Source organism: Gymnodinialimonas sp. (assembly GCF_059726805.1).
The window spans coordinates 2716339-2739617 of the sequence record NZ_AP041059.1 but is presented as its reverse complement, the minus strand read 5'-3'; the positions used below and the strand labels follow the sequence as shown (position 1 = coordinate 2739617).

Sequence of the window (23279 nt, the reverse complement as noted above, 5' to 3'; positions counted from 1 at the left end):
GGCGCGATTGGGAGGTTGCGGGATGGGTGGAATGGCGGTTGAGACGCGGGATTTGGGGTTTGCGCCGGTGCCGGAGGGGGCGGGGCGGCGGTTATCGCGGGGGCAGCTTGAGCAGTACAATCGGTTGGGGTTCGTGCGGCCGTTTGCGGTGTTCCCCGAGCCCGAGATCACCCGTATCCGCACCTATTTCGACGGTCTCATGGCCGATATGGGCGAGGCGGGGGCCTATGGCATCAATTGCTACCAAGCGCGGCTGGCGGGGATCTGGGATATCGCCACGGACCCGCGCATTCTGGACCTGGTGGAGGACATCACCGGGCCCGACATCATCTGTTGGGCCAGCGCCATCCTGTCGAAAAAACCCAATGATCCCAAGCGTGTACCCTGGCACCAGGATGCCTCGTTCTGGAGCCTGAGCCCGGCGCGGACGGTGACGGTCTGGCTCGCCATCGACGATGCGGACGCCGATAATTCGGCGATGCGCTTCATCCCCGGCACCCACGACAAGGGCTGTATCGAGACCGGGGCGATGGGCGCGGAATCGGTGTTTCACAAGGGCATCCACGATGCCGAGCGCTACGGGCAACCCTTTGTAAACGCTCTGAAAGCGGGCGAGGCGTCGCTCCATGCGGACATGCTTGTCCATGGATCCGAGCCCAATGCCTCGGACCGGCGGCGGTGCGGGCTGACCCTACGCTATTGCCCGGCCTCGGTGCGCATCACCGACCCGAAATGGGCGCGCGGCGTTGAGGCGATCCTGTGCCGGGGCGAGGACAAAAACGGCCATTGGACCCACCATCCGAGGCCCGAGAATGACGACATCACCGCGACTTCCAGCCCCCATGTTGTGGGCAATAATTGATGCAAGGTGAGGGCGAAATCTTAGCGACGGGGGCCGGTTGGGGTATATCAATGGTATATCAATCGCCATTTCGGCCCGAATCCGAGCCGCGCGCGACGGTTCAGGGCGGTGCCATGATACCCCAAAATCAGGGCGAAAGTATATCAATGGTATATCAATTTGCCCCGGACAGCGCCCAAAGACGCGCCCAAAGTCCGCTAGCCGAGGCCCCTTCGCGGCGCCAATGCCCGCGCCCGCCAACATCAACCCCGTACACGTCTGAACGAAAGGTTACCGCCCGCCCATGGAATTGACCTGGTTTGGACATGCCGCTTTCAAGCTGACCGACGCCTCCGGGCGCTCGGTCATCACGGATCCCTATACGCCCGAGGGCGTGGGCTATCCGCCGATCCGCGAGGGCGCGGATGTGGTGATCATCTCGTCCGATGATGACAGCGCCCATTGCCGGGCAGATCTGATTGCCCCCAACTGTGAGGGCGGCACGCTTGAGGTCGTCAACGCGCTTCAAGTGGCCCAGAACGGCGGCGAGACCATGGCCAATGGTCTGCTTATTCGGGCCATCGAGGCGGCGGAATGGGACCATCACCCCGAACATGCCGTGCCGGGGCAAAACGGCATGTACCGCTTCGAGATGGACGGGCTGAAGATCGCCCATATGGGCGACGTGGGAAACCCGCTGACTGACGAGCAACAGGACTTCTTTGAAGACGTCGACGTGCTGCTGGCGCTGGCGGGGGGCTACCTGACCATCGAGCTGCCGGACCTGATGGAGATGATCCACCGCACCAAGCCGAAACTGGTGATCCCGATGCACTTCCGCACGCTTACCTACCGGCCGCGCAACACCATGTGGATCGAAAGCTTCCTGAGCCATTTCAGGGACGAACAGGTGGATTTCGCCTGCGACCATACCATCGACATCACCCCCGCCGCCCTGACCGACCGCACCCGCGTGCTGGTCATGGACTACCTCAGATAACGACAGAAGATAACGACACCGGATAACGACATTCCTCGCGGTTAACGCGGGGGACACCACCACCAAAAGGGAGACCAAAATATGATCCGCAACACAACTCTGCTTCTGGGAAGTGCCGCGCTGGCCCTGGCGCTGGCCGTGCCCGCCTATGCTCAGGACGTCGCGCGCGAGGATACCGTGATCTTCGACCTCGACCGCACCATTCAGGACCCCGAGAACTTCAACTGGATGACGGACGGGTCCGGCATTCGACGGATGCAGGGCGCGCACCAGACGATGTGGGAGCCGCTGTTCATCCTCAACTATGAGACCGGCGAACTGGACCCCTGGCTGGCGACCGGCTTTGAGGCCAACGCGGACCAGACCGAGTTCACCGTAAGCCTGCGCGAGGGCGTGACCTGGTCCGATGGAGAGGCCTTTGACGCCGATGACGTGGTGTTCAGCGTCGAGATGGCGATGGGCAATGAAGAGCTGACCGCGCGCGAAGTCGCCACGGTGCGCGCCCAGGTGGCCGCCGTAGAGGCGGTGGACCCGCTGACCGTGCGCTTTACGCTGAACGCGGCCAACCCGCGCTTTGTGGTGGAGAACTTCGGCACGCGCATCTTCGGCTCTTTCCTGGTGATGCCCGAGCATGTGTGGTCGGCGGCGGAAAACCCCGCGACGTTCACCTTCAACCCGCCGATTGGCACGGGTCCCTATGAGTTGGAAAGCATCGCCACCAACCGCGCGATCTGGTCGCTGCGCGATGACTGGTGGGGGGCCGAAACGGGCTTCATGGACATGCCCGAGCCCCAGCGCGTGGTGTTCCTGGAATCGGGCGGCGAAGAGAGCCGCGCGCAGTTGATCGCCGCCAATGAGATGGACGCGGGCCAGAACGTCAGCGTCGGCACGTTTGAGGCCATTCAGGCGCGCAACCCGGCGATTATTGCCTGGCACGAGGGCTATCCCTTTGCCGCCGCCGACCCCTGTGCGCGTCAGATGGAGATCAACACGACCGTTGCGCCGTGGGACAACGCCGCGATGCGCCGCGCGGTGGCGATGATCATCGACCGCACGCAGATCGTGAACATTGCCGTGGAAGGGGCCACGACGGCGAGCCCGACGATGTTTGCCAACTACGGCTCCATGGCGCCGTTTGTCGATGCGATCACGGAAGCGGGCCACGCGTTGCCGGCCACCGCCGATGTCGAGGGCGCCCAGGCGCTGATCGAGGCCGAGGGCTGGGTGCGCAACGGCGATTACTACGAGAAGGACGGCGAGACGCTGTCGGTCGCGATCCACGTGAACTCGGCCTCTACCGAGTACACGCGCACCATCGACATGGTGGTGGAGCAGATGCAGCGGGCAGGCATCGACGCGCGGTCCGTGCCGGTCGAGAACAGCGTCTTCTGGGGCGAGGTGCTGCCGTTTGGTGCCTACGAGATGACCTATTCGTGGCTGTCGTGCGGCTCGGTCAATGAGCCCTGGACCTCGATGGCGCGGTATACCGTGGCCGATGTGGTCCCGGTGGGCGAGCGCAGCCCCGGGTTCAACAACACGGCACGCTGGACCGGCCCTGACGCAGAGGCCTACTCGGCCATCGTGAACGAGATGGCGACGATGCCCCTGGGTGATCCGGCGATCCCGGCGATGGTGGCGGAGGCTTACGGGCATCTGTCCGAGGGGATGCCGTTTGTGCCGCTGGTGCAATCGGCCAAGTTGCTGCCATTCAACACGACCTATTGGGAGGGCTGGCCGTCGGCGGAGAACGCGTTCAACCATCCGTTCCACTGGTGGGGGTCTGCGCATCAGATCATCCACAATCTGACGGCGGCCGAATAGCGGCGCGGCTTATCTGGCCCTTATGAGGACCCTCAGACGGGGCGCAATACCGCGCCCCGCCTCACCCAACGCCAAGGTTCAAGCAGATGTCTGACATCAGCGCATTTTTCAAAGAGAACGGATACTACCACGCGCGGGCCGTGTTCCAGCCCGCCGAGATCGCCGCCCTGGAGGCCGATTTTGACGGCATCGTGCGGCAATTGACCGACAGTGGAGAGGTCATCGACGCCACGTGGGACGGCGGAGAGACCGACAAGATTGCCCGCAAGGGCGACAGCATTTTGCATACGCATAATGTCCAGAAGTATTCCCGCACCTGGCTGAACGCGTTCCTGAACCCGCGTTTTCTGGATGTGGCCGAGGCGATCCTGGGCCCCGATATCGTGCTGCACCATTCCAAGCTATTCCAGAAACCGTCGGAGAATGGCTCGCCCTTTCCGATGCACCAGGACTGGCCGTATTTCCCCACGGTGCACGACAGCATGATCGCGGGGATCATCCATGTCTCGGACGCGACGGACGCGATGGGCTGTCTGCGGGTGGTGCCCGGCAGCCACCGCCTGGGCCGGATCGAGGGCGCGGACGGGCGGCGGCAGAACGATGTGCTCGACAGCTACCCGATCACCGAGGCGATGCCGGTGGAATCCAAGGCGGGCGATGTGGTGTTCTTCCACTACTTCACGCTCCACGGCTCGATGCCGAACCGCTCCGAGGCGACCCGAAAGACCGTTTTGTGCCAGCTTTACGCGGGCAGTGACCGGGTCGAGGACGGCTGCAAACACCCCGATGAGCGCATGGTCCTGCGCGGGTGGAACCACACGATCTCGCGCGATGCCGCGGGTCAGGCCGCCTGAACGGCTGGAAAGGAGACCCCATGTCGCGCATCCCCCTAAGCTACATCGGCAACCGCGTGTTCACGCTGGTTCTGACCGTGTTCATTGCGGCCACGCTGATCTGGATCATCCCAAGGCTAAGCCCCGTGGACCCCGTCGATGTGATGCTGGGGCGGATGGCGGCGGGGGGTGGCACCGTCGACAATTCCGAGGCGATCATGCAGCAATTGCGCGAGAGCTTCGGCCTCGATCAGCCGCTGTTTGTGCAATACCTCTACTACCTCTGGAACACGCTGACGTTCGACTTTGGCCTCTCGACCTCCAGCTTCCCCACAGAAGTCTCATCGATGATCGCCACGGCGCTGCCCTGGACCGTGGGGCTGATGCTGGTCAGCCTGATCATCACCTTTGTCATCGGCAACCTTCTGGGCGCTCTGATGGTGTGGGAGCATTCGCCCGGCCTTCTGAAAGTCGCGATCCCGGCGGTGATGATCTTCACCTCAATCCCGCCAATTTTGTCGGGACTTTTGCTGATGTATTTTTTCTCCAGCCAATTGCCGTGGTTCCCGCTGACGGGCGCTTATGGGCTGAACGTGGTGCCGGGGTGGAGTTTCGAGTTCGCAGGCTCCGTCCTCTACCACGGGTTCCTGCCGGCGATGTCCATCGTGATCGTTACCTTCGGCTTCTGGGCGCTGGGGATGCGGGGGCTGATGATCACCGTGCAGGGCGAGGATTACACGACGCTCGCCAAGGCCAAGGGCCTGAAAAAACGCTATATTCTCTACCAATACATGATCCGCAACGCGATCCTGCCGCAGATCACCGCCTTTGCCCTGAAGATCGGGATGCTGATCGCGGGGCAGGTGCTGGTGGAGCGGATCTTCAGCTACAACGGGATGGGTAAGCTTCTGTATGACGCCATCCTGCTGCAGGATTTTCCGGTGATCCAAGGCGTCAGTTTCGTCATCATCCTGATGACCGCGCTGGCGGTGTTCTTCGTCGATCTGCTTTATCCGCTGATCGATCCGCGCATTCGGCATGGGGAGTAGAGGCATGAGTGATACAGATACCCTGTCACGCCGCCAGAAGCGCAGGATGCGGCGCTTCGACAACCCCTGGCTGAACCCGAAACTGATTTGGGGCGCGGGGCTGCTTCTGGGCATCATCGCGTTGGGCATTCTGGGCCGGTTCTTCTGGGACACGGACCTGGTGTTTACCGGGGCGGGGATGCCGCGTCAGGGCCCCGTGGGGGTCGAGAACATACGCGGGCAGGTGGGGACCTGGGCGCATCCGCTGGGCACCGATGTGTCGGGCAAGGATATTCTGGCGCTGATCATCGTGGGCGCGCCAAACTCGCTTTACGTGGGCGTGTTGGCGTCCCTGATCGGGATGTCGCTGGGGATTTTCCTGGGCTTTTCCGCCGGTTTCCTCGGCGGGCGCACGGACGATGTGATCCGCGTCGGCTCGGACGTGATGATCACCATCCCGCCGCTGTTGATCCTGGTGGTGGTGCAGGCGGCGTTCGGCGACATCAGCCTGACGATCATGGCGCTGCTGATCGCGGGCTTTGTCTGGCAATCACCCACGCGCCTGATCCGGGCGCAAGTGCTGTCGATGCGAGAGGCGGGATACGTGCAGATGGCGCGACTGTCGGGTGCGTCGACCATGCACATCATGTTTCGGGAGATGTTGCCGAACCTGGTGCCGTATCTGTTCGGCTCGTTCATTGCCAATGTCACCACGTCGATTGTGACGGCGGTGGGCTTGGAGGTGCTGGGTCTGGGCCCGCAACGGGTGCCGACGCTGGGCCGGGTGATCTATGACGCGATCAACTCGGGCGCGTTGATCCAGAACATGTGGTGGTGGTGGGGCTTCCCGACGATCCTGCTGGCGGTGATGTTTGTGGGGTTGTTGTTGGTGAACCTGGGGTTGGACGAAGTGTCCAATCCGCGGTTGAGGAGGCTTTAGATGGAACGGGCGAAGATCACTGAAGGCAGCCCCCGGCCGCGGGTGGGGGTGAAGCCCCCGCGTCGCTCCTATGGAGTGCACTTTCAGTGCAACGGGGCGGTCGGGGGCTGCCCGGCCTGCAGCCGGGCGGAACATAAAACGTTGGTATCGGCGAGGAGTAGCAAACCATGAGCGTCCTCGACATCCGCAACATCCACATCGATTTCCCCACGACCAAGGGCGTGGTCCATGCGGTCACCAATGTCTCGCTCAGCATCGAGAAGGGGCGGCGCATCGGCTTCATTGGCGAGAGCGGCTCGGGCAAGACCACGACGGCGCTGGCGGCGATGCGGATGCTGGCCGCTCCTGGATATGTGGCCGACGGCGAGATCCTGTTGCACTCGCTCGACAAGCCGGACGTGCTGGCGCTGAGCGATGAGGAAATGCGGCAAGTGCGGTTGAGCAAGATCAGCTACATTCCCCAAGGCGCGATGAACTCGCTCAACCCCGTGATGCGGGTCGAGAACCAGATCTGGGACGGCATCGTCGCCCATGAAGGCGCGTTGAAGCAGCCCGAATTGCAAGAGCGGTCCAACGCGGCGCTAGAGGGCGTGGGGTTGGATCCTGGGATTGTCGGGCGGCTTTACCCGCATGAGCTATCCGGTGGCATGAAGCAGCGGGTCTGTATCGCCATTGGCGTGGCCCTGAACCCGGACCTGATCATCGCGGATGAACCGACAAGCGCGCTCGATGTGATTACCCAGCGCCACGTCATGCAGACCCTGCGCGAGGTGCAGGGGCGCATCGGCGCGGGGCTGATCCTGATCGGTCACGACATGGGGCTGATGGCCCAATCCGTCGATGAAATCGCCGTGCTGCGCAAGGGCGTGCTGGTGGAACATGGGCCGGTGCGCCAGGTGCTGGAAGCGCCCAAGCATGAATATACGCGGGAGTTGATCTCCAGCGTGCCGCTGGTGGGCGGCCCCAGTTTCCTCAACACCCACGAGGCGGTGCCTGAGGCCGCGCCCGAGGCCGAGGCTCTGCTGGATTTGAGCGGTGTGACCAAGAAATACGGCGCGGTGACGGCGCTGCATCCGATGTCATTCCGGCTTGATGGGGCGGCGCCCAAGATCATCTCCATCGTCGGGCAATCGGGCAGCGGCAAATCGACCATGGGCAGTCTGATGTTGGGCTTTGCGCAGCCGACCGCGGGCCAGGTGTCGTTCAAGGGGCAGGACATCAACGCGATGGGGGCGGCGGCCAAGCTGGATTTCCGCAAGCAGGTGCAGGCGGTGTTCCAGGACCCCTACGCCTGTTTCAACCCGTTCTACCGCGTCGATCACGCCCTGCGGTTCCCGTTCGAGAATTTCGGGATGCAGGGCGATGTTCAGGCCGAGATGGAAAGCGCCTGCCGGTCGGTGGGCCTTGATCCGGCGCTGGTGCTGGGGCGCTATCCGCACCAGTTGTCAGGCGGGCAGCGGCAGCGGTTGATCGTGGCCCGCGCCCTGATGCTGTCGCCCCAGCTGTTGATCGCGGATGAGCCGGTGTCGATGGTCGATGCGTCCTTGCGCGCGACGATCCTGGCCAATATCCACGACCTCAAGGAAAAGCACGGGATTTCAATCATCTACATCACCCACGATCTGGCGACGGCGTATCACGTGAGTGATTACGTCATGGTCCTTTACAAGGGCCATGTGGTGGAGGCCGGGCCGCCGAAAGAGGTGATCGGTGATCCGCAGCACGCCTATACGCGGCTGTTGATCTCGTCCATTCCCTGGCCGGATATGGACCGCGATTGGGGGTCTGCGGATGATGCCCGCGCGGCGCTGGAGGATCTGGGGCGCATTGGCGGGACGCCGGAAACCGTGTACCGCGGCGACATTCCGGGGTTCGAGCTGAGGCAAGGGTAGGACATGTCACACAGCTTGCGCCTGACGGCGGAAAAGGTCGCACAGCGCCTTGGCCTGATCGCGCCGAAGCTGGCGCTGGCGCGCAGCCCGATTGACCGCTTCAAGCTGGAGCTGCTGCAAGATGCCGTGGCCCTGCCCAACCTCGGCCTGCCGGCCTGTGAGGCCGATGGCCCGCGGTTGGAGTGGAACAGCTATTGGGGCGGGCAGGATCATCATTTCGTGCTGCGCTCGCGCTTCGTGGTGCCCAAGGGCTGGAAGCACCCGGCGCTGCATCTGCCGCTGGGGGTGGCGGGCGATATCTTCACCCACCCCGAGGCGCTGCTGCATATCGACGGGGAGGCCATCGCCTCGGCCGACAGGTATCACCACACCGTCGAGGTGCCCGAACGGTTCGTGGACGGGATGCCCCATGATCTGCTGCTCCATGGCTGGACCGGGCTGACGGGCTGGCCGCCCGATCCTACCGACCGCTCTCAACTGTTCCTCAAGGAATGCAGTGTCATCGACATCGACCGGGCATTGCAGGAGTTCACCGTGCTGGCGGGCGTGGCGCTGGACCTGTGCAAAGCGCTGGATGACAACCGGACCGAGAAGCATGGGCTTCTCTCAGCCCTCGACGCGGCGTTTCTGGCGCTGGACACGCGCGACCCGATGGATGCGGATTTCAGACGCTCGGTCGGGCCCGCGATGGCGCGGCTGCGCGAGGGGCTGGCCAAGGCGGGACCCAAGCAGGACGTGCGCCTGTTCGCTGCCGGGCACGCGCATATGGACGTCGCCTACCTGTGGCCCGTGGCGCAGATCCGGCAGAAGAACGCGCGGACCTATTCCAACGTGTTGCGCCTGATGGAGCGGCACGAGGGGTTTGCCTTCTCGCACAGCCAGCCGCAGCTTTACCAATGGACCGAGCAGGATCACCCGGAGATCTTCGAGGGCATCAAGGCCCGCGTCGCGGAAGGCCGCTGGGAGATCCTGGGCGGGATGTGGGTGGAACCCGACGCCAATATGCCGGGGTCTGAAGCGCTGGTGCGCCAGATCATGCTGGCGCGGCGCTATTGTGACAAGACCTTCGGGCCGGGCCATGAGGCGCCTGTCCTGTGGCTGCCCGACACCTTCGGCTTCCCGGCCTGTCTGCCACAACTGATGGTGCAGGCGGGGCTGAAATGGTTCGTGACCAACAAGGTCAACTGGAACCAGTACAACCAGATGCCCGCATCGACGACCTGGTGGGAAGGCCTCGATGGCTCCCGCGTGATGGCGCAGTTCCTGACGACGCCGCGCGAGGTGCAGCACCTGCCGTTTCCCACCAACTACAAGTCTGACCTGACCGCCGGAGAGGTTCTGGGCACCTGGACGCGCAACACGGTCAAGGACCGGGTGCAGGATCTGCTGATCTGCTTTGGCTATGGCGATGGCGGTGGCGGGCCGACGGATGATCTGATCCGCAAGGCTGAGGCCTGGCGGCAAATGCCCGGCGTGCCCGAGGTGCGCATGGCCACGGTGCGCGACTATTTCGAGACGCTGGAGGCCGATGCGCCCGATCTGCCGGTCTGGCGGGGGGAGTTCTACCTGGAAGGCCACCGGGGCGTGTTGACCAGCCAGGGCTGGATCAAACGCGCCAACCGCAAGGCGGAGGTGCTGCTGCACGACACGGAACTGGCGATGGCGCTGGCGATGGCCGAAGGGCAGGGGCCAAGCGATTTGACCGCCGCCTGGCAGCGCCTGTGCATGACGCAGTTCCATGACATTCTGACCGGCACCTCGATCACCGAGGTGTTCGATGACGCGCGCCGCGATTTCGCGTTTATCGAAGCGGAGGCCGAGGCCGCGCTGACACGCGCGGCGAAGGTGCTGGCGCCCGAGGGCGCCGATTGGCTGGTGCTGGATGGCGCCCCCCTGTCCGGCGCGCGGCTGGTGAGTTTGCCCGAGGGCGTGGGCGCTGTGGCGGAACATGGCGCGCCGCTGGCCGCGCAGCCCGTGGCGGGGGGCACCTTGGTCGAACTGCCGCCCGGCGCGCCGCTGGCGGTGCGCGGGCTGGCGGCGGCAGAGGGCTCGGCAACGGTTGACGACCCGGTCTCGGCCCGCAGGCGCGGCGCGGACACGGTGCTGGAAAACGCGCTGTTGCGCGTTGTCATCGGGGCCAACGGGATGCTGAGCGAGATCCACGACAAACGCGCGGACCGCGCGGTTCTGGCCCCGGGCACGCTTGGGAACCGGTTGGAATTGTTCGAAGATCGCCCCGTCAGCTGGGACGCTTGGGACATCGACATCTTCTTTGAAGATCGCGGAGAGCTTGTGGGCGGGTTGACCCGCATCGACATCGTTGAAGACGGCCCCCTGCGGGCGACGGTCGAGATCGAGCGGGCGTTCCGCAAATCGAGCATCGTGCAGCGGATCAGCCTGACCCGCGGCTCGGCTCGGCTCGATTTCGACACCGACGTCGACTGGCACGAGACGCATCTGCTGCTGAAGGTGGCCTTCCCCGTGGACATCCGCGCCAGCCGCGCGAATTTCGAAATCCAATGGGGCCAGATTGATCGGCCCACGCACCGCAACACCAGCTGGGACGCGGCGCAATTCGAGGTGCCGGCGCAGAAATGGGCGGATCTGAGCGAGGGCGATTACGGCGTCGCGCTGCTGAACGACTGCAAATACGGCTATGACGTGCGGGGCAACGTGCTGCGCCTGTCGCTGATCAAATCCGCGACGATGCCCGACCGGGTGGCGGATCAGGGCGCGCATCGGTTCACCTATGCGCTGCTGCCGCATCTGGGCGACACGCGCGTCGATGTGCGGGCGGAGGCCTATGCGCTGAATTACCCGCCGCGCGTGTTCAAGGGCGGCGGCGCGGCGTCTTGTGGGCCGCTGGCGGTGATCGAGAGCCCGCGCACGGTGATCGAGACGGTGAAGCCTGCCGAGGACGGCGATGGCGTTATCCTGAGGCTCTTTGAGGCCCATAACACGCGGGGCAAGATCCGGGTGGCGTTGGATGCGCGGGTGGCCCGTGTCGACCGGGTTGGTTTGCTGGAGGACGGCGGCGCAGCGCTGGAGATCGTGGACGGCGGCGTGACGCTGGACCTGAGCCCCTGTGAGATTGTGACGCTTCGGTTAAAGCTCTAACGCTCTCCGCGTCGGAAGGGGGCCATCAGCGCCTCGGGCACTTCGGCGCGGCGCGCGACGAGGACGAGGGCGAGGATCGACAGGACGTAGGGCGCCATCAGGAACAGCTGGTAGGGCACGCCTTCGACCACGGTTTGCAGGCGCAGTTGGTAGGCATCGAAGAAGGCAAACAGCAGCGCGCCCACCAGCGCCTTGCCGGGCCGCCAGGAGGCGAAAACCACCAGCGCGATGCAGATCCAGCCGCGGCCCTGGACCATCTCGGGGAAAAACGAGTTGAAGGCCGCTGTGGTTAGGAACGAGCCGCCGACGGCCATGAGGGCCGATCCCGCGACGACCGCGCCGATGCGGATGGCGATGGGGTTGAGGCCTTGGGCCTCCACCGCGTGGGGGTTCTCGCCGGTCATGCGGATGGCGAGGCCGAGGGGAGTGCGGGTGAGCAGGTAGGCCAGCGCCGCGACGGCCAGAAGGGCGAGGTACGTGGGCAGGGTTTGCTGGAACAGGATCGGGCCAAGGATGGGGATATCCGAGAGGAATGGCACGTCGAGCGGGCGAAACGGCTCGATCGTGGGGGGCAGGTCGCCGACCTCGACCAGCAGGCGGTAGAGGTAGTAGGCGAGCGCGGAGGCAAAAAGCGTGATGCCGAGGCCCGAGACGTGTTGTGACAGGCCAAGGGGCACGGTCAGCATCGCGTGCAAAAGGCCCATGATGGCGCCGCACAGGGCCGCGACCAGAAGGCCGGTCATCAGGTCGCCGCCCATGTAGACGGTCAGCCAGCCGGTCATCGCGCCCATCGTCATGATCCCCTCGATCCCCAGGTTCAGCACGCCCGCGCGTTCGCACAGAAGTGCGCCGAGGACACCGAAGATCAGCGGCGTGGCGATGCGCAGAACCGCCGCCCAGAGGCTGGTGGAGGTGAGGATGTCCAGCGCTTCGATCATGTCCGCACCCGGTAGGTTGTGAAGAGTAACGCCACCAGCATGGTCAGAAGGCAGAGCGCGACGATGACGTCGGCGATGAAGCTGGGCACGCCGGTGGCGCGGCTCATGGCGTCGGCGCCGACGAAAACGGTGGCCACGAAGATCGCGGCGACCACGACGCCTGCGGGGTGCAGGGCGGCGAGCATGGCCACGACGATGCCCGCATAGCCAAAGCCCGGCGACATGGTGGTGGTGACGCTGGCCGTGACGCCCAGGACCTCCATGGAGCCCGCAAGGCCCGCGAGCGCGCCGGAGAAGAGCGCCACGGCCATCAGGTTCTTGGGCAGGGAGATGCCCGCGAAGGACGCGGCGGAGGCGCTGAGGCCCACGGCGCGGGTCTCGGCCCCGAAGACGGTGCGCGACAGGATCAGCCAGACGGCGCCCGCGGCGGCGATGGCGATGAGGAAGCCCACGTGCAGGCGGGTGCGCGCCACAAGGTCTGGCAGACGGTAGTCGCCGTCCACGGGCACGGAGGAGGGCCAGCCGAAGGCCAGCGGGTCGCGCAGGGGGCCTTCGACCATAAGGCCCACAAAGAGGATGACGATGAAGTTGAGAAGCAGCGTGGTGACGACCTCGTCCACCCCGAAGCGCAGGCGCAGGTAGGCGGGGCCCGCCAGAAGCGTGGCACCCGCGGCCATGCCGAAGACCAGCAGCACCGCGATGCCGAGGGCCGGCGGCAGGCCGAGGGAATGGCCGACCCAGGCGGTGATCAGCGCGCCCATGAAGAACTGTCCCTCGCCGCCGATGTTCCAGAGCCGCGCGCGGAAGGCTATGGCGGCGGCCAGCCCGGTGAGGATCAGTGGCGTGGCGCGGGTGAGCGTCTCGGTGATCGACAGGCGCGACCCAAACGCCCCGCGCAGCATCTCGCCATAGGCCGCGAGGGGGTTCACGCCCGCCGCCGCGATCAGGCCTGCGGCCAGCGTCAGGGCCACGGCGACCGCAATGAGCGGCGCCACGATGATCAGGGTGACGGGGACTTCCGTGCGCCGTTCAAGCCGCATCTTCGCCCTCCTGCCAGACGCCCGCCATCATCAACCCGAGGCGCTGGGGATCGGCTTCCGCCGCCGGGATCGGCCGCGACAGGCGGCCCTTGACCATGGCCTGGATCCGGTCCGACAGCGCTACGGCCTCTTCCAATTCCTCGGAAATCAGCAGGATCGCCGCGCCCTCGGCGCGGGCGGCCAGAAGCTCGGCGTGGACGGCGGCGATGGCGCCCTCATCCAGGCCCCGCGTGGGTTGATTTGCCAGCAGGAACTTGGGGCCAATCGACAGGCAACGGCCCAGGATCAGCTTCTGCATATTGCCGCCCGACAGAAGCCGCGTGCGGGTGTCGGGGGTAGCGCCGCGAATGTCGAACCGTTCGATTAGATCGGCGGCATAGGCTTTGCAGGCGGCCTGGCGCACGAAGCCCCGGGTGGAGAATTCGGGCGTGCGCAGGCGTTCGAGCACGGCGTTTTCCCAGACCGACAGCTCACCCACCGCGCCTTCGCTGTGACGATCCTCGGGCACGCGGCCCACGCCCGCGCGGATCATGCCACGGGGCCCGAGGGGGGCGACCTCTTCGCCGTCGAGCGTCAGCGTGCCGGACTGTGGACGTGTGAGGCCCGAGACCAGCGCGCCGAGGCTCGCCTGACCGTTGCCCGAGACGCCGACGATGCCGAGGATTTCGCCTGCGCTGATGCTGAAGGAGATGTCATCGAGCTTGGTCTCTCCGCCTTCCCCAACGCGGACATCCTTGGCGATCAGAACCGGCGCACCGATCTTGTGATCCTGGCGCACGGGGCGTTCGACCTTGCGGCCCACCATCAGTTCGGCCAGCTCTTCGGCGCTGGTTTCAGACGTCGTCCGCTCCGCCACCATCTTGCCGCCGCGCAGGACGGCGACCCGGTCCGAGGCCGCCATGACCTCGTGTAATTTGTGGCTGATGAAGATGAGCGACAGGCCCTCGCGGGTCATGTCTTTGAGCGTTTCGAACAGACGCTCGGCCTCGGGGCGGGCGAGCACCGCCGTGGGCTCATCGAGGATCAGGATGCGGGCGTCGCGGTAAAGCGCCTTGAGGATTTCGACCCGCTGACGCTCGCCCACCGAGAGTTTGCTGACCTTCTCATCGGGCGAGACAGGCAGGCCGAAGCGCTCTGCGATCTGCAAGAGTTTCTTTCGGGCTGCGGCGCGGGAAGAGGTGGCGCGCAGCAGGGACTCGGAGCCGAGCATGATGTTTTCAAGCACCGTCAGATTGCCCGCGAGGGTGAAATGCTGGTGGACCATGCCCACGCCCGCATCGATGGCGGCGCGGGGTTTGCCGGGGGGCACCTCTTGGCCGAAGACCTGTACTGTGCCTGCGTCGGCGGCGTAATGGCCGAAAAGGATGTTCATCAGCGTCGTTTTGCCCGCGCCGTTTTCACCCAGAAGGGCGAGGATTTCGCCCTGGCCGAGGGTCAGCGTGACGGCGTCATTGGCGGTGAGCGCGCCGAAGCGTTTGGTGATCTTGTTGAGCGCCAGCACGTCCGTCATTGTGGCATCCCGGCGAGGGGGGCGGGGTAGGCGATGGGAGGCGGCGCGATGGTGGCGGCAAGGGCGAGAAGCATGGCATCCGCGCCGCGCGGGCCGATGAGTTGAACGGCGGTGGGCGTTGTGGCGGTGGGTAGTGGGATGGCCAAGGCGGGCAGGCCCGCGATATTGGCGAGCGCGGCGTTGGGGGCCAAGCTTTCCATCTTGGCAAGGTGGGTTTGGACGTCTGTGTGGTCCGTCGGGAAGGCGCCTATGGGGGGCGGCGGGCCGGAGAGGATTGGCATGAGCAGGGCGTCTGCCTTGGTGAACAGCGCGGCTGCGGTGTGGGTGATCTGCTGGATCCGACGGGTGAGGGAGAAGACCTGAGTGCCGGTGATGGCACGGCCCAGGGTGGCGTTGGCGGCGGCGAGGGGGGAGACCTCGGCATCTGGGATGGCGAAGGCGTCGAGCCATTCGGCGAGGGAGACGGCAAGGATTTTTCCCGCGATCTCATGGGCTTCCGCGCCGAGGGTGTCAGGTGCGGCGGTGGGGATGACCAAGGCGCCCGCGCGCTCAAAGAGGCGGGCGGCCTGGCGCGTGGCCTCGGCCTGGACGGGATCGCAGCGCTTCGGGATCATCAGGGCGATGCAGGGAGCCTCAGAGGCTTTTCCGCGCGGCAGGAAGGGGGTGAGGGCTGTGGTGAGGTCGCGCAGGGAGCGCGCCAGAAGCCCCTCGCCGACGATGCCCATCAGGTAGTTGCTGTGGTCCGGGCCCATGGGCGTCGCGTCGCGGGAGGGTTTCAAACCCCAGAGGCCGCAGCAGGCGGCGGGCACACGAATGGAGCCTGCGGCATCGGTGGCATGGGCCAGCGCCACGAGGCCTGCGGCCACTGCTGCCGCCGCACCACCGGACGAGCCGCCGGGGGAAAGCGCGGTGTCAAAGGGGTTCCGGGCCGGGGGCTGGCCGGGCGGCTCGGCGCTGAGCGCGAAGCCGAATTCGGGCGTGGTCGAGAGGCCGATGGGCACGAGGCCTAACGCGCGGAGGGCTTTGAAGAAATCGCTATCGTCGTCGGGGTCCGTGACACGGGCCCGCAAGGCGCCGGACCCGGCGGCGGGCGCGAGGCCGCGTGCGTGGGAGCCGAGATCCTTGGCGAGCATCGGCACGCCGGAGAAGGGCCCGGAGGCGGGCGCGGGGAGCGCATCCGGGGGCAGAAGGCGCGCCACGGCCCCCAGCCCCGCCTGCGCCTGGACGCGGGCGAGGGTGGCTTCCATCACCGCAGGGGCGGAGGTTCGCCCCTGGGCGATGGATTGGGCGAGGGCCGTGGCGTCCAAGTGTCAGGCCGGCTCGTCGTTGTTGATCGGCACGTCCCATTCGCCGGACTGGATCTGGGCCTGGCGCGCCTCCATCGGGCCGATGGCCTCGGCAGGGACTTCGTCGGCCACATAGATCAACTCATTGCCGCCGTGGGCCATGAACGAATACTCGGTGTAGTCGCGGCCCACGGGGGTGCCGGCCTGGATGTCGGCGACGATGGCCTCGATCGTGGGGCCATAGTTCCAGATCGCGTTGGCGAAGACCGTGCCGGGGTAGCGTGGCGTATAGTCGATGAGCGAGCCGATGGCGCGCACGCCGCGTTCCTCGGCGGCATCCGCCGTACCGATCCGCTCGCCAAAGAGGATGTCGGCGCCTGCGTCGATCTGGGCCAGCCCGGCCTCCTTGGCGCGGGCGGGGTCGAACCAGGCGCCGAGGAAGGCGTTGAGGAAGGTGGCGTCGGGGTTCACTTCACTGACGCCCGCGCGGAAAGCGTTGATCACCAGGTTGACCTCGGGGATCGGGAAGCCGCCGACGGAGCCGAAGACGTTCGTCTCGGACATCTGACCGGCCAACATGCCTGCGAGGTACGCGGCCTCGTGGTTGCGGGTGCCGAAGACGCCGAAGTTGTCGCCCTGGGGCCCGCCGGACGAGCCCATGAGGAAGGCGGTGTCGGGGTAGTCCTCGGCCACTTCGCGGGCCTCACGCTCCACCGCGTAGGACTCGCCCCAGACCAGTTGCACGCCGCTTTCGGCGTATTCGCGCATGGCGCGGGGGTAGTCGGTGGGGTCCACGCCTTCGGAGAATTCATACTCGATCAGGCCCGAGGCGGCGGCTTCCTGGAACGCGAGGTGAATGCGGCTGTTCCAAGCGTTTTCGACCGGAGAGTTATGAACGCCCGCGATGCGCACGGCAGCCTGTGCATTGGCGCGGCGGATGTAGGCGGGCAGGGCGAGGGTGGCGGCGGCGCCGATCAGAAGCTGGCGGCGGTTGGAGGTGAAGGTCATGGGAAATCCTCTTGTGTTGGTGGCAGTTTGTTATGGGGTTTTGGGCGCGTAGCTGGCGGGGTCGAGCGTGTCGGGGCGACCCGGCAGGTCCAACTGCGCCAGGCGCGGCGGGGTGCGGGAGATGACCTTGCCGTGCTTGATGACGGCAAGGCGCGTGGCGCGCAGGCGCACGGCCTCGATCGGGTCCTGGGCTTGCAGGACGACCATGTTGGCGGGGCCGCCTTCGCGGAGCGTCGGATCCGGCAGGCCCATGGTGCGGGCGCCGTTCCGGGTGACGGAGGAAAACGCCCATTCCATCGCCTCGCGCGAGGTCATCGGCACGGCGTGGACGCCCATGTGGGCGACGTCCAGCATGTCACCCGAGCCGAGGGAGTACCACGGGTCCATGGTGCAATCCTGCCCGAAGGAGACGTTGACGCCTGCCGCGCGCAGCTCCGGCACCCGGGTGAGACCACGACGGCGGGGGTAGGTATCGGACCGGCCTTGCAGTGTGATGTTGATCAGCGGGTTGGGGATGATGTTCATGCCACTTTCCGCGATCAGCGGGATCAGCTTGGAGGCATAGTAATTGTCGTAAGAATGCATGGCGGTGACGTGGCTGGCGGTGACGCGACCGCCAAGGCCCAGGCGCGTCGTTTCCGCCGCCAAGGTCTCCACATGGCGCGACATCGGATCATCGCTTTCGTCGCAATGCAGATCCAGCATCAGGCCACGATCTGCCGCAATCTCGCACAGGCGCACGACGGAGCGGGCGCCATCGGCCATGGTCCTCTCAAAGTGCGGGATGCCGCCGACGACATCGACGCCCATGTCCAGGGCGCGCAGCAGGTTCGCCTCGGCGGTGGGGGAGCGGTAGAGGCCGTCTTGCGGGAAGGCCACCAGTTGCAGATCGATGTAGGGGGCGACGATCCTGCGCACCTCGACCAAGGCTTCAACCGCGGTGAGGCTGTCATCGCAGACATCGACATGGCTGCGGATCGACAAAAGACCTTGCGACACGGCCAGATCACAGTAGCGCAGGGCGCGGTCGATGACGGCCTCGGGCGTCAGCAGCGGCTTCAGCTCGCCCCAGAGCGCGATGCCCTCCAGCAGCGTGCCCGAGACGTTCATCCGGGGTTGGCCAAGGCTGAGCGTGGCGTCCATGTGGAAGTGCGGATCGACGAACGGCGGCGCGACCAGACGGCCCGTTGCGTCAATTTCCGTCTGCGCCTCGGCGTCGATGCGGGGGGCGATTGCGGCGATCTTGTCGCCCGCGATCCCGATGTCTTGCGGCGCCGATCCGTCCGGCAACCGCGCCTGTCGTAAAATCAAGTCCAGCATGTCGTCCCCCGGTTTCCTTACCATATGGTAAAATTCTAACCTGTCATCCGCCTAATCGCGCGCCATGGCGAAAGATGCGCCATCTGGTCAAAAAACAGGCACTTGGCGGGGGCAATGCATGGGGGAGGGCAGGACAGGGGCTTTTCAATTTCATGCGATCTGATCTGGAAGTCCGGGCGTTTTCATTATCTTGTCGCGGGCGATGGAAGAATCTGAACCACATCCCCGGCACGCCGTCTCTGGCAAGCTGGCCGCCTCTGTGACGGGCGTGGTGCTGTTGTGCGCGGTGGCGGGCGGCTGGGTCGCCTACACGAACATGGAGCGCACGCCGGTGCCCTACGAGATGACGGGGTTCGAGCCGATGACCGCAGAGGCGCTGGGCGAGAGTTTTTTCCTGGTCGCGCCCGAGCTTTTGACCGCCGTCTACCAGGCCTTCAACGAGACCGGCGAGGCCGAGATCTACGACAGCCTCGCCACGGTCGCCGCGGGCGATGCATTGGAGGAATTGTACCTGGAGCGGGTCGGCGCGATGGTGGGCGGCGGGCTCGATCCCTCGGAAGAGGCGGACCAGGAAATCCACACGATGGAGATGCTGCGCATCGATCAGGCCCGCGAGGGAGAGCGCTTTACCTGGAGCGCGCGCTGGCGCGTCGTGGGCACCGTCGGCCACGCGACCCACATGCACGTGCGCGGCAACACCTATGCCGCCGAGCTGACGGTCGAGCCCGTCGACGGCGCCTGGCGCCTCACGGGGTTCGAGTTGACCGATGTGGACCGGGAGGGGGCCGGTGAAATGGTCCTGGCCGAGCCATGATCGCGTTGAAAGATATCGCCTTTTCCTATCCGGGCGGAGACTTCCGCCTGTCCGTGCCCGAGTTGCATTTGGAGGATGGAGAGCGTGTGGCCGTTGTGGGGCCAAGCGGGACCGGCAAGACGACGCTTCTGAACCTGATTGCCGGGATCACGGTGCCGCAAGCGGGCGAGATCACGGTGGATGGCCAGGCGGTCACCGGCCTGCCCGACGCGGCGCGGCGCACGTTTCGGGCCAGCAACATCGGCTTTGTGTTCCAGGATTTCGCGCTGCTCGATTACCTGACGGCGCGTGAGAACATCCTTTATCCGTACCGCATCACGTCTGGCGCGCCATTGGATGCGGCGGCCCGTGCGCGCGCCAATCAACTGGCCGAGGCGTGCGGCCTGGCGGGCAAGCTGGGCCGCCGTCCCGGCGCGTTGAGCCAGGGGGAGCAGCAGCGCGTTGCGCTCTGCCGGGCGTTGGTGCGTGAGCCGAAATTGATCCTGGCCGATGAGGCGACGGGGAACCTTGATCCCGACAACAAGTCAGCCATTCTGGACCTGCTGTTTTCGCGCACGCGCGAGGCCGGGGCCGCGCTTCTAGCAGTAACCCATGATCACGACCTGCTGCCGCGGTTTGATCGGGTGATCGATTTTGCCGCCTTCCGCGTGGCTGAGGTGGCCACGGGATGAACACGCTGTTCCTGGCCTTCGCCTATTTGCGGTTTCATCGCTTGCGCTCGGCCATTCTGGTGCTGGTGGCGGCGATGATCCTGTCGGTGCCGCTGGTCAGCCAGGTGCTTCTGGACGGCGCGCGCACGTCCCTGACGGACCGCGCCGAGGCGACGCCGCTGGTGTTGGGCAATCGTGGCAGCCAGCTCGACTTGGTGATGAACGCGCTTTATTTCTCGGACGACCGGGCAGAGCCCGTGACCATGGCGGCATCCGAGGAGATCTGGGACAGCGCGATGGCCATTCCGATCCCGCTCAACACCGCGTTTGAAAGCAACGGCGCGCGGATTGTGGGCACGACGCTGGATTATTTCGACTTCCGCGCATTGGATGTGGCCGAGGGCCGCCAACTGGCGGTGCTGGGGGAGGCCCTGCTGGGGGCCGCCGTGGCCGAAAGGCTCGACCTTGGGCCGGGCGATACCGTCGTCTCGGCACCGCAGAACCTGTTCGATCTGGACGGGGTCTATCCGCTGGAGTTGAACATCGTGGGCGTGTTGGCGCCCCGGGGCACCCCGGATGATGAGGCGATTTTCGTCGATATCGCAACGACTTGGGTGATTTCCGGCATCGGGCACGGCCATGACGGCGTGGTGGCCGCTGATGCAGACACGGACGAGGTTGTGGCCAATGCGGCCATTGTGGAGTTCAACCGTATCACGCCCGAGAACATCGACAGCTTCCACTTCCACGGTGATCCGGCGACCTATCCCGTTTCGGGCATTCTGGTGGTGCCCGACGACGCTCGGGCGGGCACGATCCTGCGCGGGCGCTACCTGGATGCGGCCAACCCGCTTCAGATCATCGTCCCGCAAGATGTCGTGGGCGAGTTGGTCGACCGGATCTTCCGCATTAAGTCCTTGCTGGACGCGGTCACCTTGATCGTGGGCGCGGCGGCGCTGGCGGCGGTTGGCCTCGCGGTGTTCCTGAGCTACCGTTTGCGTGCGAGGGAGATGCAGACCGCCTTCAAGCTGGGCGCACGCCCGGGCATGATCCTGCGGCTGCTGGCCTCGGAAACGGTGATATTGCTGGCCTGCGCGGGCCTGATTGCAGCGGCCATCGTCATGGGCGTGCAATCATCGGGCGATACCATCGTGGCGTGGCTTCTGGCCACATAAGACAAACAAGATCAAAACCTGACACGGGGAGAAGACCATGAAGAAGACATTGGCCGCGATTTTGGCAACGACCGCCCTTGGCACCGGGGCGGCGCTTGCGCACTACGGGATGATCATCCCGTCCGACCCGATGGTAAGCCAGGAGGATGGCCGTTCGGTCACGCTAGATGTGTCGTTCTCGCACCCGTTTGAGCTGGCGGGGATGGAGCTGGTCTCGCCGGTCTCTTTCACGGTCACCCATGAAGGGGAGACCACGGACCTGATGGGCGAGTTGCAGCCTGCGACGATCATGGAAGCCGCGGGCTACACCATGGAATATGACCTGGCGCGGCCCGGCACATATGTTTTCGCTATGGAGCCGCAGCCCTATTGGGAGCCCGCCGAAGACAGCTTCATCGTCCATTACACCAAGACCTACGTGAGCGCTTACGGCGACGACGAGGGCTGGGACGCGATGCTGGGTCTGCGCACCGAGATTGAGCCATTGACCCGCCCGTTCGGCATCTGGGAAGGCAACGTGTTCCAGGGCCGCGTGCTGCTGGAGGGCGAGCCTGTGCCCTTCGCCGAGGTCGAGGTGGAATACTACAATGAAGATCTGTCGGCCACGGTGCCCTCGGATCTGATGATCACCCAGACCATCGTCGCCGACGCGGACGGCGTGTTCAGCTACTCCACCCCCAACGCCGGATGGTGGGGCTTTGCCGCGCTCAACACCGCGCCGGAAACGCTGGACTTCGACGGCACGCCCCGGGCCGTTGAGTTGGGCGCCGTGATCTGGGTCCACTTCGAGGAATGGACGGGGCAATGAGAACGCTTCTCGCGGGCTTGGCGGGGGTGGTTTTTGCCACCGCCGCCTGGGCGCATCAGTTGAATGTCTTCGCCTTCGTCGAAGAGGGTGTCGTCGTGGTCGAAAGCCGTTTTTCCAACGGCAACCTGCCGCAAGTGGGCGAGGTCAGCGTGCTGGACGGGCAGGGGGAGCCGTTGCTGCTGCTGCCCCTTGAAGCTGACGGCACGGTGCGCTTCCCGCTGGACCCGGCCCACGCCGACGACGGCCTGCTGATCGAGGTCAGGACCGGCGAGGGTCACGACAATTACTGGATACTGACGCCCGAGGATATTGCTCGGGGATCAGGGAGTTAGCACCATGACCACCCCCCGCCTGACCCGCCGCACGATGGGCAGCCTGACCCTTGCTGGCTTGGTAACCTTTGCCGGGCGCGCCACGGCCCAGGACCGTCTGTCCATCGCTGCGGTGAACTACCCGCTGGCCTATTTCGCCGAGCGGATTGCGGGGGACCTGGCGGACGTAAGCTTCACCGTGCCCAACAACGTCGACCCGTCGTTCTGGCGGCCCGGCATCGCCGATATCTCGGCCATTCAGGCGGCGGATCTGATCCTTCTGAACGGCGCGGGCTTTGCCGATTGGACCGCGCGCACGACCTTGCCCCGTTCGCGCAGCGTGATGACCTCTGCCGCCTTTGAAGACGCCTTCATCGCGACCGAGACAATCACGCATTCCCACGGCGAGGGCGGGCAGCATTCGCATACGGGCGTGGCCAATTACCTGTGGCTCGACTTCGCCCAGGCGCAGATGCAGGCTGCCGCGATTGCCGCGGCCCTGACACGGCGCGCGCCGGAGGCCGAGGCCGAGATCGCGCGTAATCTCGCGGCCCTCGTGGCGGATCTGGAGGCGCTGGACGTGGCCGCACAGGACGCAGGCGAGGCGGCCCAAGGCATCGCAATGATCGCCGCACACCCGCGCTATCAGTATTTCGCCCGGGCCTACGGCATGGACATCGACGCGGTGGAATGGGACCCGAGAGAACCCGTAACCGCCGCGCAACTGTCTGATTTGGAAGGGATAATGTCCGACAATGGCGCGCGCCTGTTCATTTGGGAGGCCGAGCCCGATGCCGCGTCCCGCGCCGCGGTCGAGGACCTGGGCCTTGTCAGCGTGGTCATCCCGCCTCTGGCCAATCGTCCGACGGAGGGTGATTTCCTGAGCGCCATGGGGGCCACCTTGGACGACCTGCGCGCCGCGACAGGGCTTTTGAGCGGCGGATAAC

At 65.5% G+C, this 23279-nt stretch carries 20 protein-coding genes; 14 read left to right on the top strand and 6 right to left on the bottom strand.

Annotation, left to right across the window (positions count from 1 at the left end):
* Nucleotides 1–22: 22 nt before the first annotated feature.
* The 8 genes from AC6I9R_RS13295 to AC6I9R_RS13260 all read left to right on the top strand — a co-directional run bounded on the left by AC6I9R_RS13295 (nucleotide 23) and on the right by AC6I9R_RS13260 (nucleotide 11472).
* A complete protein-coding gene (locus AC6I9R_RS13295) occupies nucleotides 23–862 on the top strand; it encodes a phytanoyl-CoA dioxygenase family protein (RefSeq protein ID WP_497862953.1) in 840 nt (279 codons plus the stop codon).
* A 283-nt stretch (nucleotides 863–1145) separates the two neighbouring features.
* Nucleotides 1146–1841: an MBL fold metallo-hydrolase gene (locus AC6I9R_RS13290; protein WP_461426046.1), complete on the top strand. Its 696-nt coding sequence runs from the start codon at nucleotides 1146–1148 to the stop codon at nucleotides 1839–1841.
* Between the two features lie 81 nt (nucleotides 1842–1922).
* On the top strand, nucleotides 1923–3662 hold the full coding sequence (locus AC6I9R_RS13285; protein WP_461426045.1) for an ABC transporter substrate-binding protein: 1740 nt from the start codon (nucleotides 1923–1925) through the stop codon (nucleotides 3660–3662).
* An 86-nt stretch (nucleotides 3663–3748) separates the two neighbouring features.
* Nucleotides 3749–4516: a phytanoyl-CoA dioxygenase family protein gene (locus tag AC6I9R_RS13280; RefSeq protein ID WP_461426044.1), complete on the top strand. Its 768-nt coding sequence runs from the start codon at nucleotides 3749–3751 to the stop codon at nucleotides 4514–4516.
* 20 nt (nucleotides 4517–4536) lie between these two features.
* The gene (locus tag AC6I9R_RS13275) at nucleotides 4537–5544 is read left to right on the top strand and encodes an ABC transporter permease (protein ID WP_461426043.1); all 1008 of its coding nucleotides are present in this window, start codon (nucleotides 4537–4539) and stop codon (nucleotides 5542–5544) included.
* Between the two features lie 4 nt (nucleotides 5545–5548).
* Nucleotides 5549–6463, top strand: coding sequence for an ABC transporter permease (locus AC6I9R_RS13270; RefSeq protein WP_461426042.1), 915 nt, complete (start codon nucleotides 5549–5551; stop codon nucleotides 6461–6463).
* Between the two features lie 167 nt (nucleotides 6464–6630).
* On the top strand, nucleotides 6631–8355 hold the full coding sequence (locus AC6I9R_RS13265) for an ABC transporter ATP-binding protein (RefSeq protein WP_461426041.1): 1725 nt from the start codon (nucleotides 6631–6633) through the stop codon (nucleotides 8353–8355).
* Nucleotides 8356–8358: 3 nt separating this feature from the next.
* Nucleotides 8359–11472 carry an alpha-mannosidase gene (locus tag AC6I9R_RS13260; RefSeq protein WP_461426040.1) on the top strand — a complete coding sequence of 1038 codons (3114 nt, stop codon included), beginning with the start codon at nucleotides 8359–8361 and terminating at the stop codon, nucleotides 11470–11472.
* Here AC6I9R_RS13260 and AC6I9R_RS13255 read toward each other — a convergent pair.
* Genes AC6I9R_RS13255 through AC6I9R_RS13230 form a run of 6 tightly spaced genes read right to left on the bottom strand, consistent with a single transcriptional unit; the run spans nucleotide 11469 to nucleotide 18574 of the window.
* Entirely contained in the window at nucleotides 11469–12410 is a 942-nt protein-coding gene (locus tag AC6I9R_RS13255; RefSeq protein WP_461426039.1) for an ABC transporter permease, read from the bottom strand. The two genes, AC6I9R_RS13260 and AC6I9R_RS13255, sit on opposite strands and share 4 nt — an antisense overlap.
* Nucleotides 12407–13450, bottom strand: a complete 1044-nt coding sequence (locus AC6I9R_RS13250) for an ABC transporter permease (protein ID WP_461426038.1) — start codon at nucleotides 13448–13450, stop codon at nucleotides 12407–12409. Before AC6I9R_RS13250 ends, AC6I9R_RS13255 begins: the two co-directional genes overlap by 4 nt.
* Entirely contained in the window at nucleotides 13440–14960 is a 1521-nt protein-coding gene (locus AC6I9R_RS13245) for an ABC transporter ATP-binding protein (protein ID WP_461426037.1), read from the bottom strand. The genes AC6I9R_RS13250 and AC6I9R_RS13245 overlap by 11 nt, the downstream gene beginning before the upstream one ends.
* Complete coding sequence (locus tag AC6I9R_RS13240; protein WP_461426036.1) at nucleotides 14957–16267, bottom strand: amidase; 1311 nt, start codon at nucleotides 16265–16267, stop codon at nucleotides 14957–14959. Before AC6I9R_RS13240 ends, AC6I9R_RS13245 begins: the two co-directional genes overlap by 4 nt.
* Before the next feature lie 3 nt (nucleotides 16268–16270).
* Nucleotides 16271–17254, bottom strand: a complete 984-nt coding sequence (locus tag AC6I9R_RS13235; RefSeq protein ID WP_461426035.1) for a BMP family protein — start codon at nucleotides 17252–17254, stop codon at nucleotides 16271–16273.
* A gap of 30 nt (nucleotides 17255–17284) precedes the next feature.
* Nucleotides 17285–18574, bottom strand: coding sequence for an amidohydrolase family protein (locus tag AC6I9R_RS13230; protein ID WP_461426034.1), 1290 nt, complete (start codon nucleotides 18572–18574; stop codon nucleotides 17285–17287).
* Between the two features lie 202 nt (nucleotides 18575–18776).
* On the opposite strand from AC6I9R_RS13230, the gene AC6I9R_RS13225 reads away from it, so the two are divergent.
* From AC6I9R_RS13225 to AC6I9R_RS13200, 6 genes are read left to right on the top strand one after another with little or no spacing between them, the layout of a single operon-like run.
* On the top strand, nucleotides 18777–19388 hold the full coding sequence (locus tag AC6I9R_RS13225; protein WP_461426033.1) for a hypothetical protein: 612 nt from the start codon (nucleotides 18777–18779) through the stop codon (nucleotides 19386–19388).
* Nucleotides 19385–20059, top strand: a complete 675-nt coding sequence (locus AC6I9R_RS13220) for an ABC transporter ATP-binding protein (RefSeq protein ID WP_461426032.1) — start codon at nucleotides 19385–19387, stop codon at nucleotides 20057–20059. The genes AC6I9R_RS13225 and AC6I9R_RS13220 overlap by 4 nt, the downstream gene beginning before the upstream one ends.
* Complete coding sequence (locus tag AC6I9R_RS13215) at nucleotides 20056–21213, top strand: ABC transporter permease (RefSeq protein ID WP_461426031.1); 1158 nt, start codon at nucleotides 20056–20058, stop codon at nucleotides 21211–21213. The genes AC6I9R_RS13220 and AC6I9R_RS13215 overlap by 4 nt, the downstream gene beginning before the upstream one ends.
* 37 nt (nucleotides 21214–21250) lie before the next feature.
* Nucleotides 21251–22021, top strand: coding sequence for a DUF4198 domain-containing protein (locus AC6I9R_RS13210; protein ID WP_461426030.1), 771 nt, complete (start codon nucleotides 21251–21253; stop codon nucleotides 22019–22021).
* Nucleotides 22018–22353, top strand: a complete 336-nt coding sequence (locus AC6I9R_RS13205; protein ID WP_461426029.1) for a hypothetical protein — start codon at nucleotides 22018–22020, stop codon at nucleotides 22351–22353. Before AC6I9R_RS13210 ends, AC6I9R_RS13205 begins: the two co-directional genes overlap by 4 nt.
* 4 nt (nucleotides 22354–22357) lie before the next feature.
* Nucleotides 22358–23278, top strand: coding sequence for a metal ABC transporter substrate-binding protein (locus AC6I9R_RS13200; RefSeq protein WP_461426028.1), 921 nt, complete (start codon nucleotides 22358–22360; stop codon nucleotides 23276–23278).
* The last annotated feature ends 1 nt before the right edge of the window (nucleotide 23279 follow it).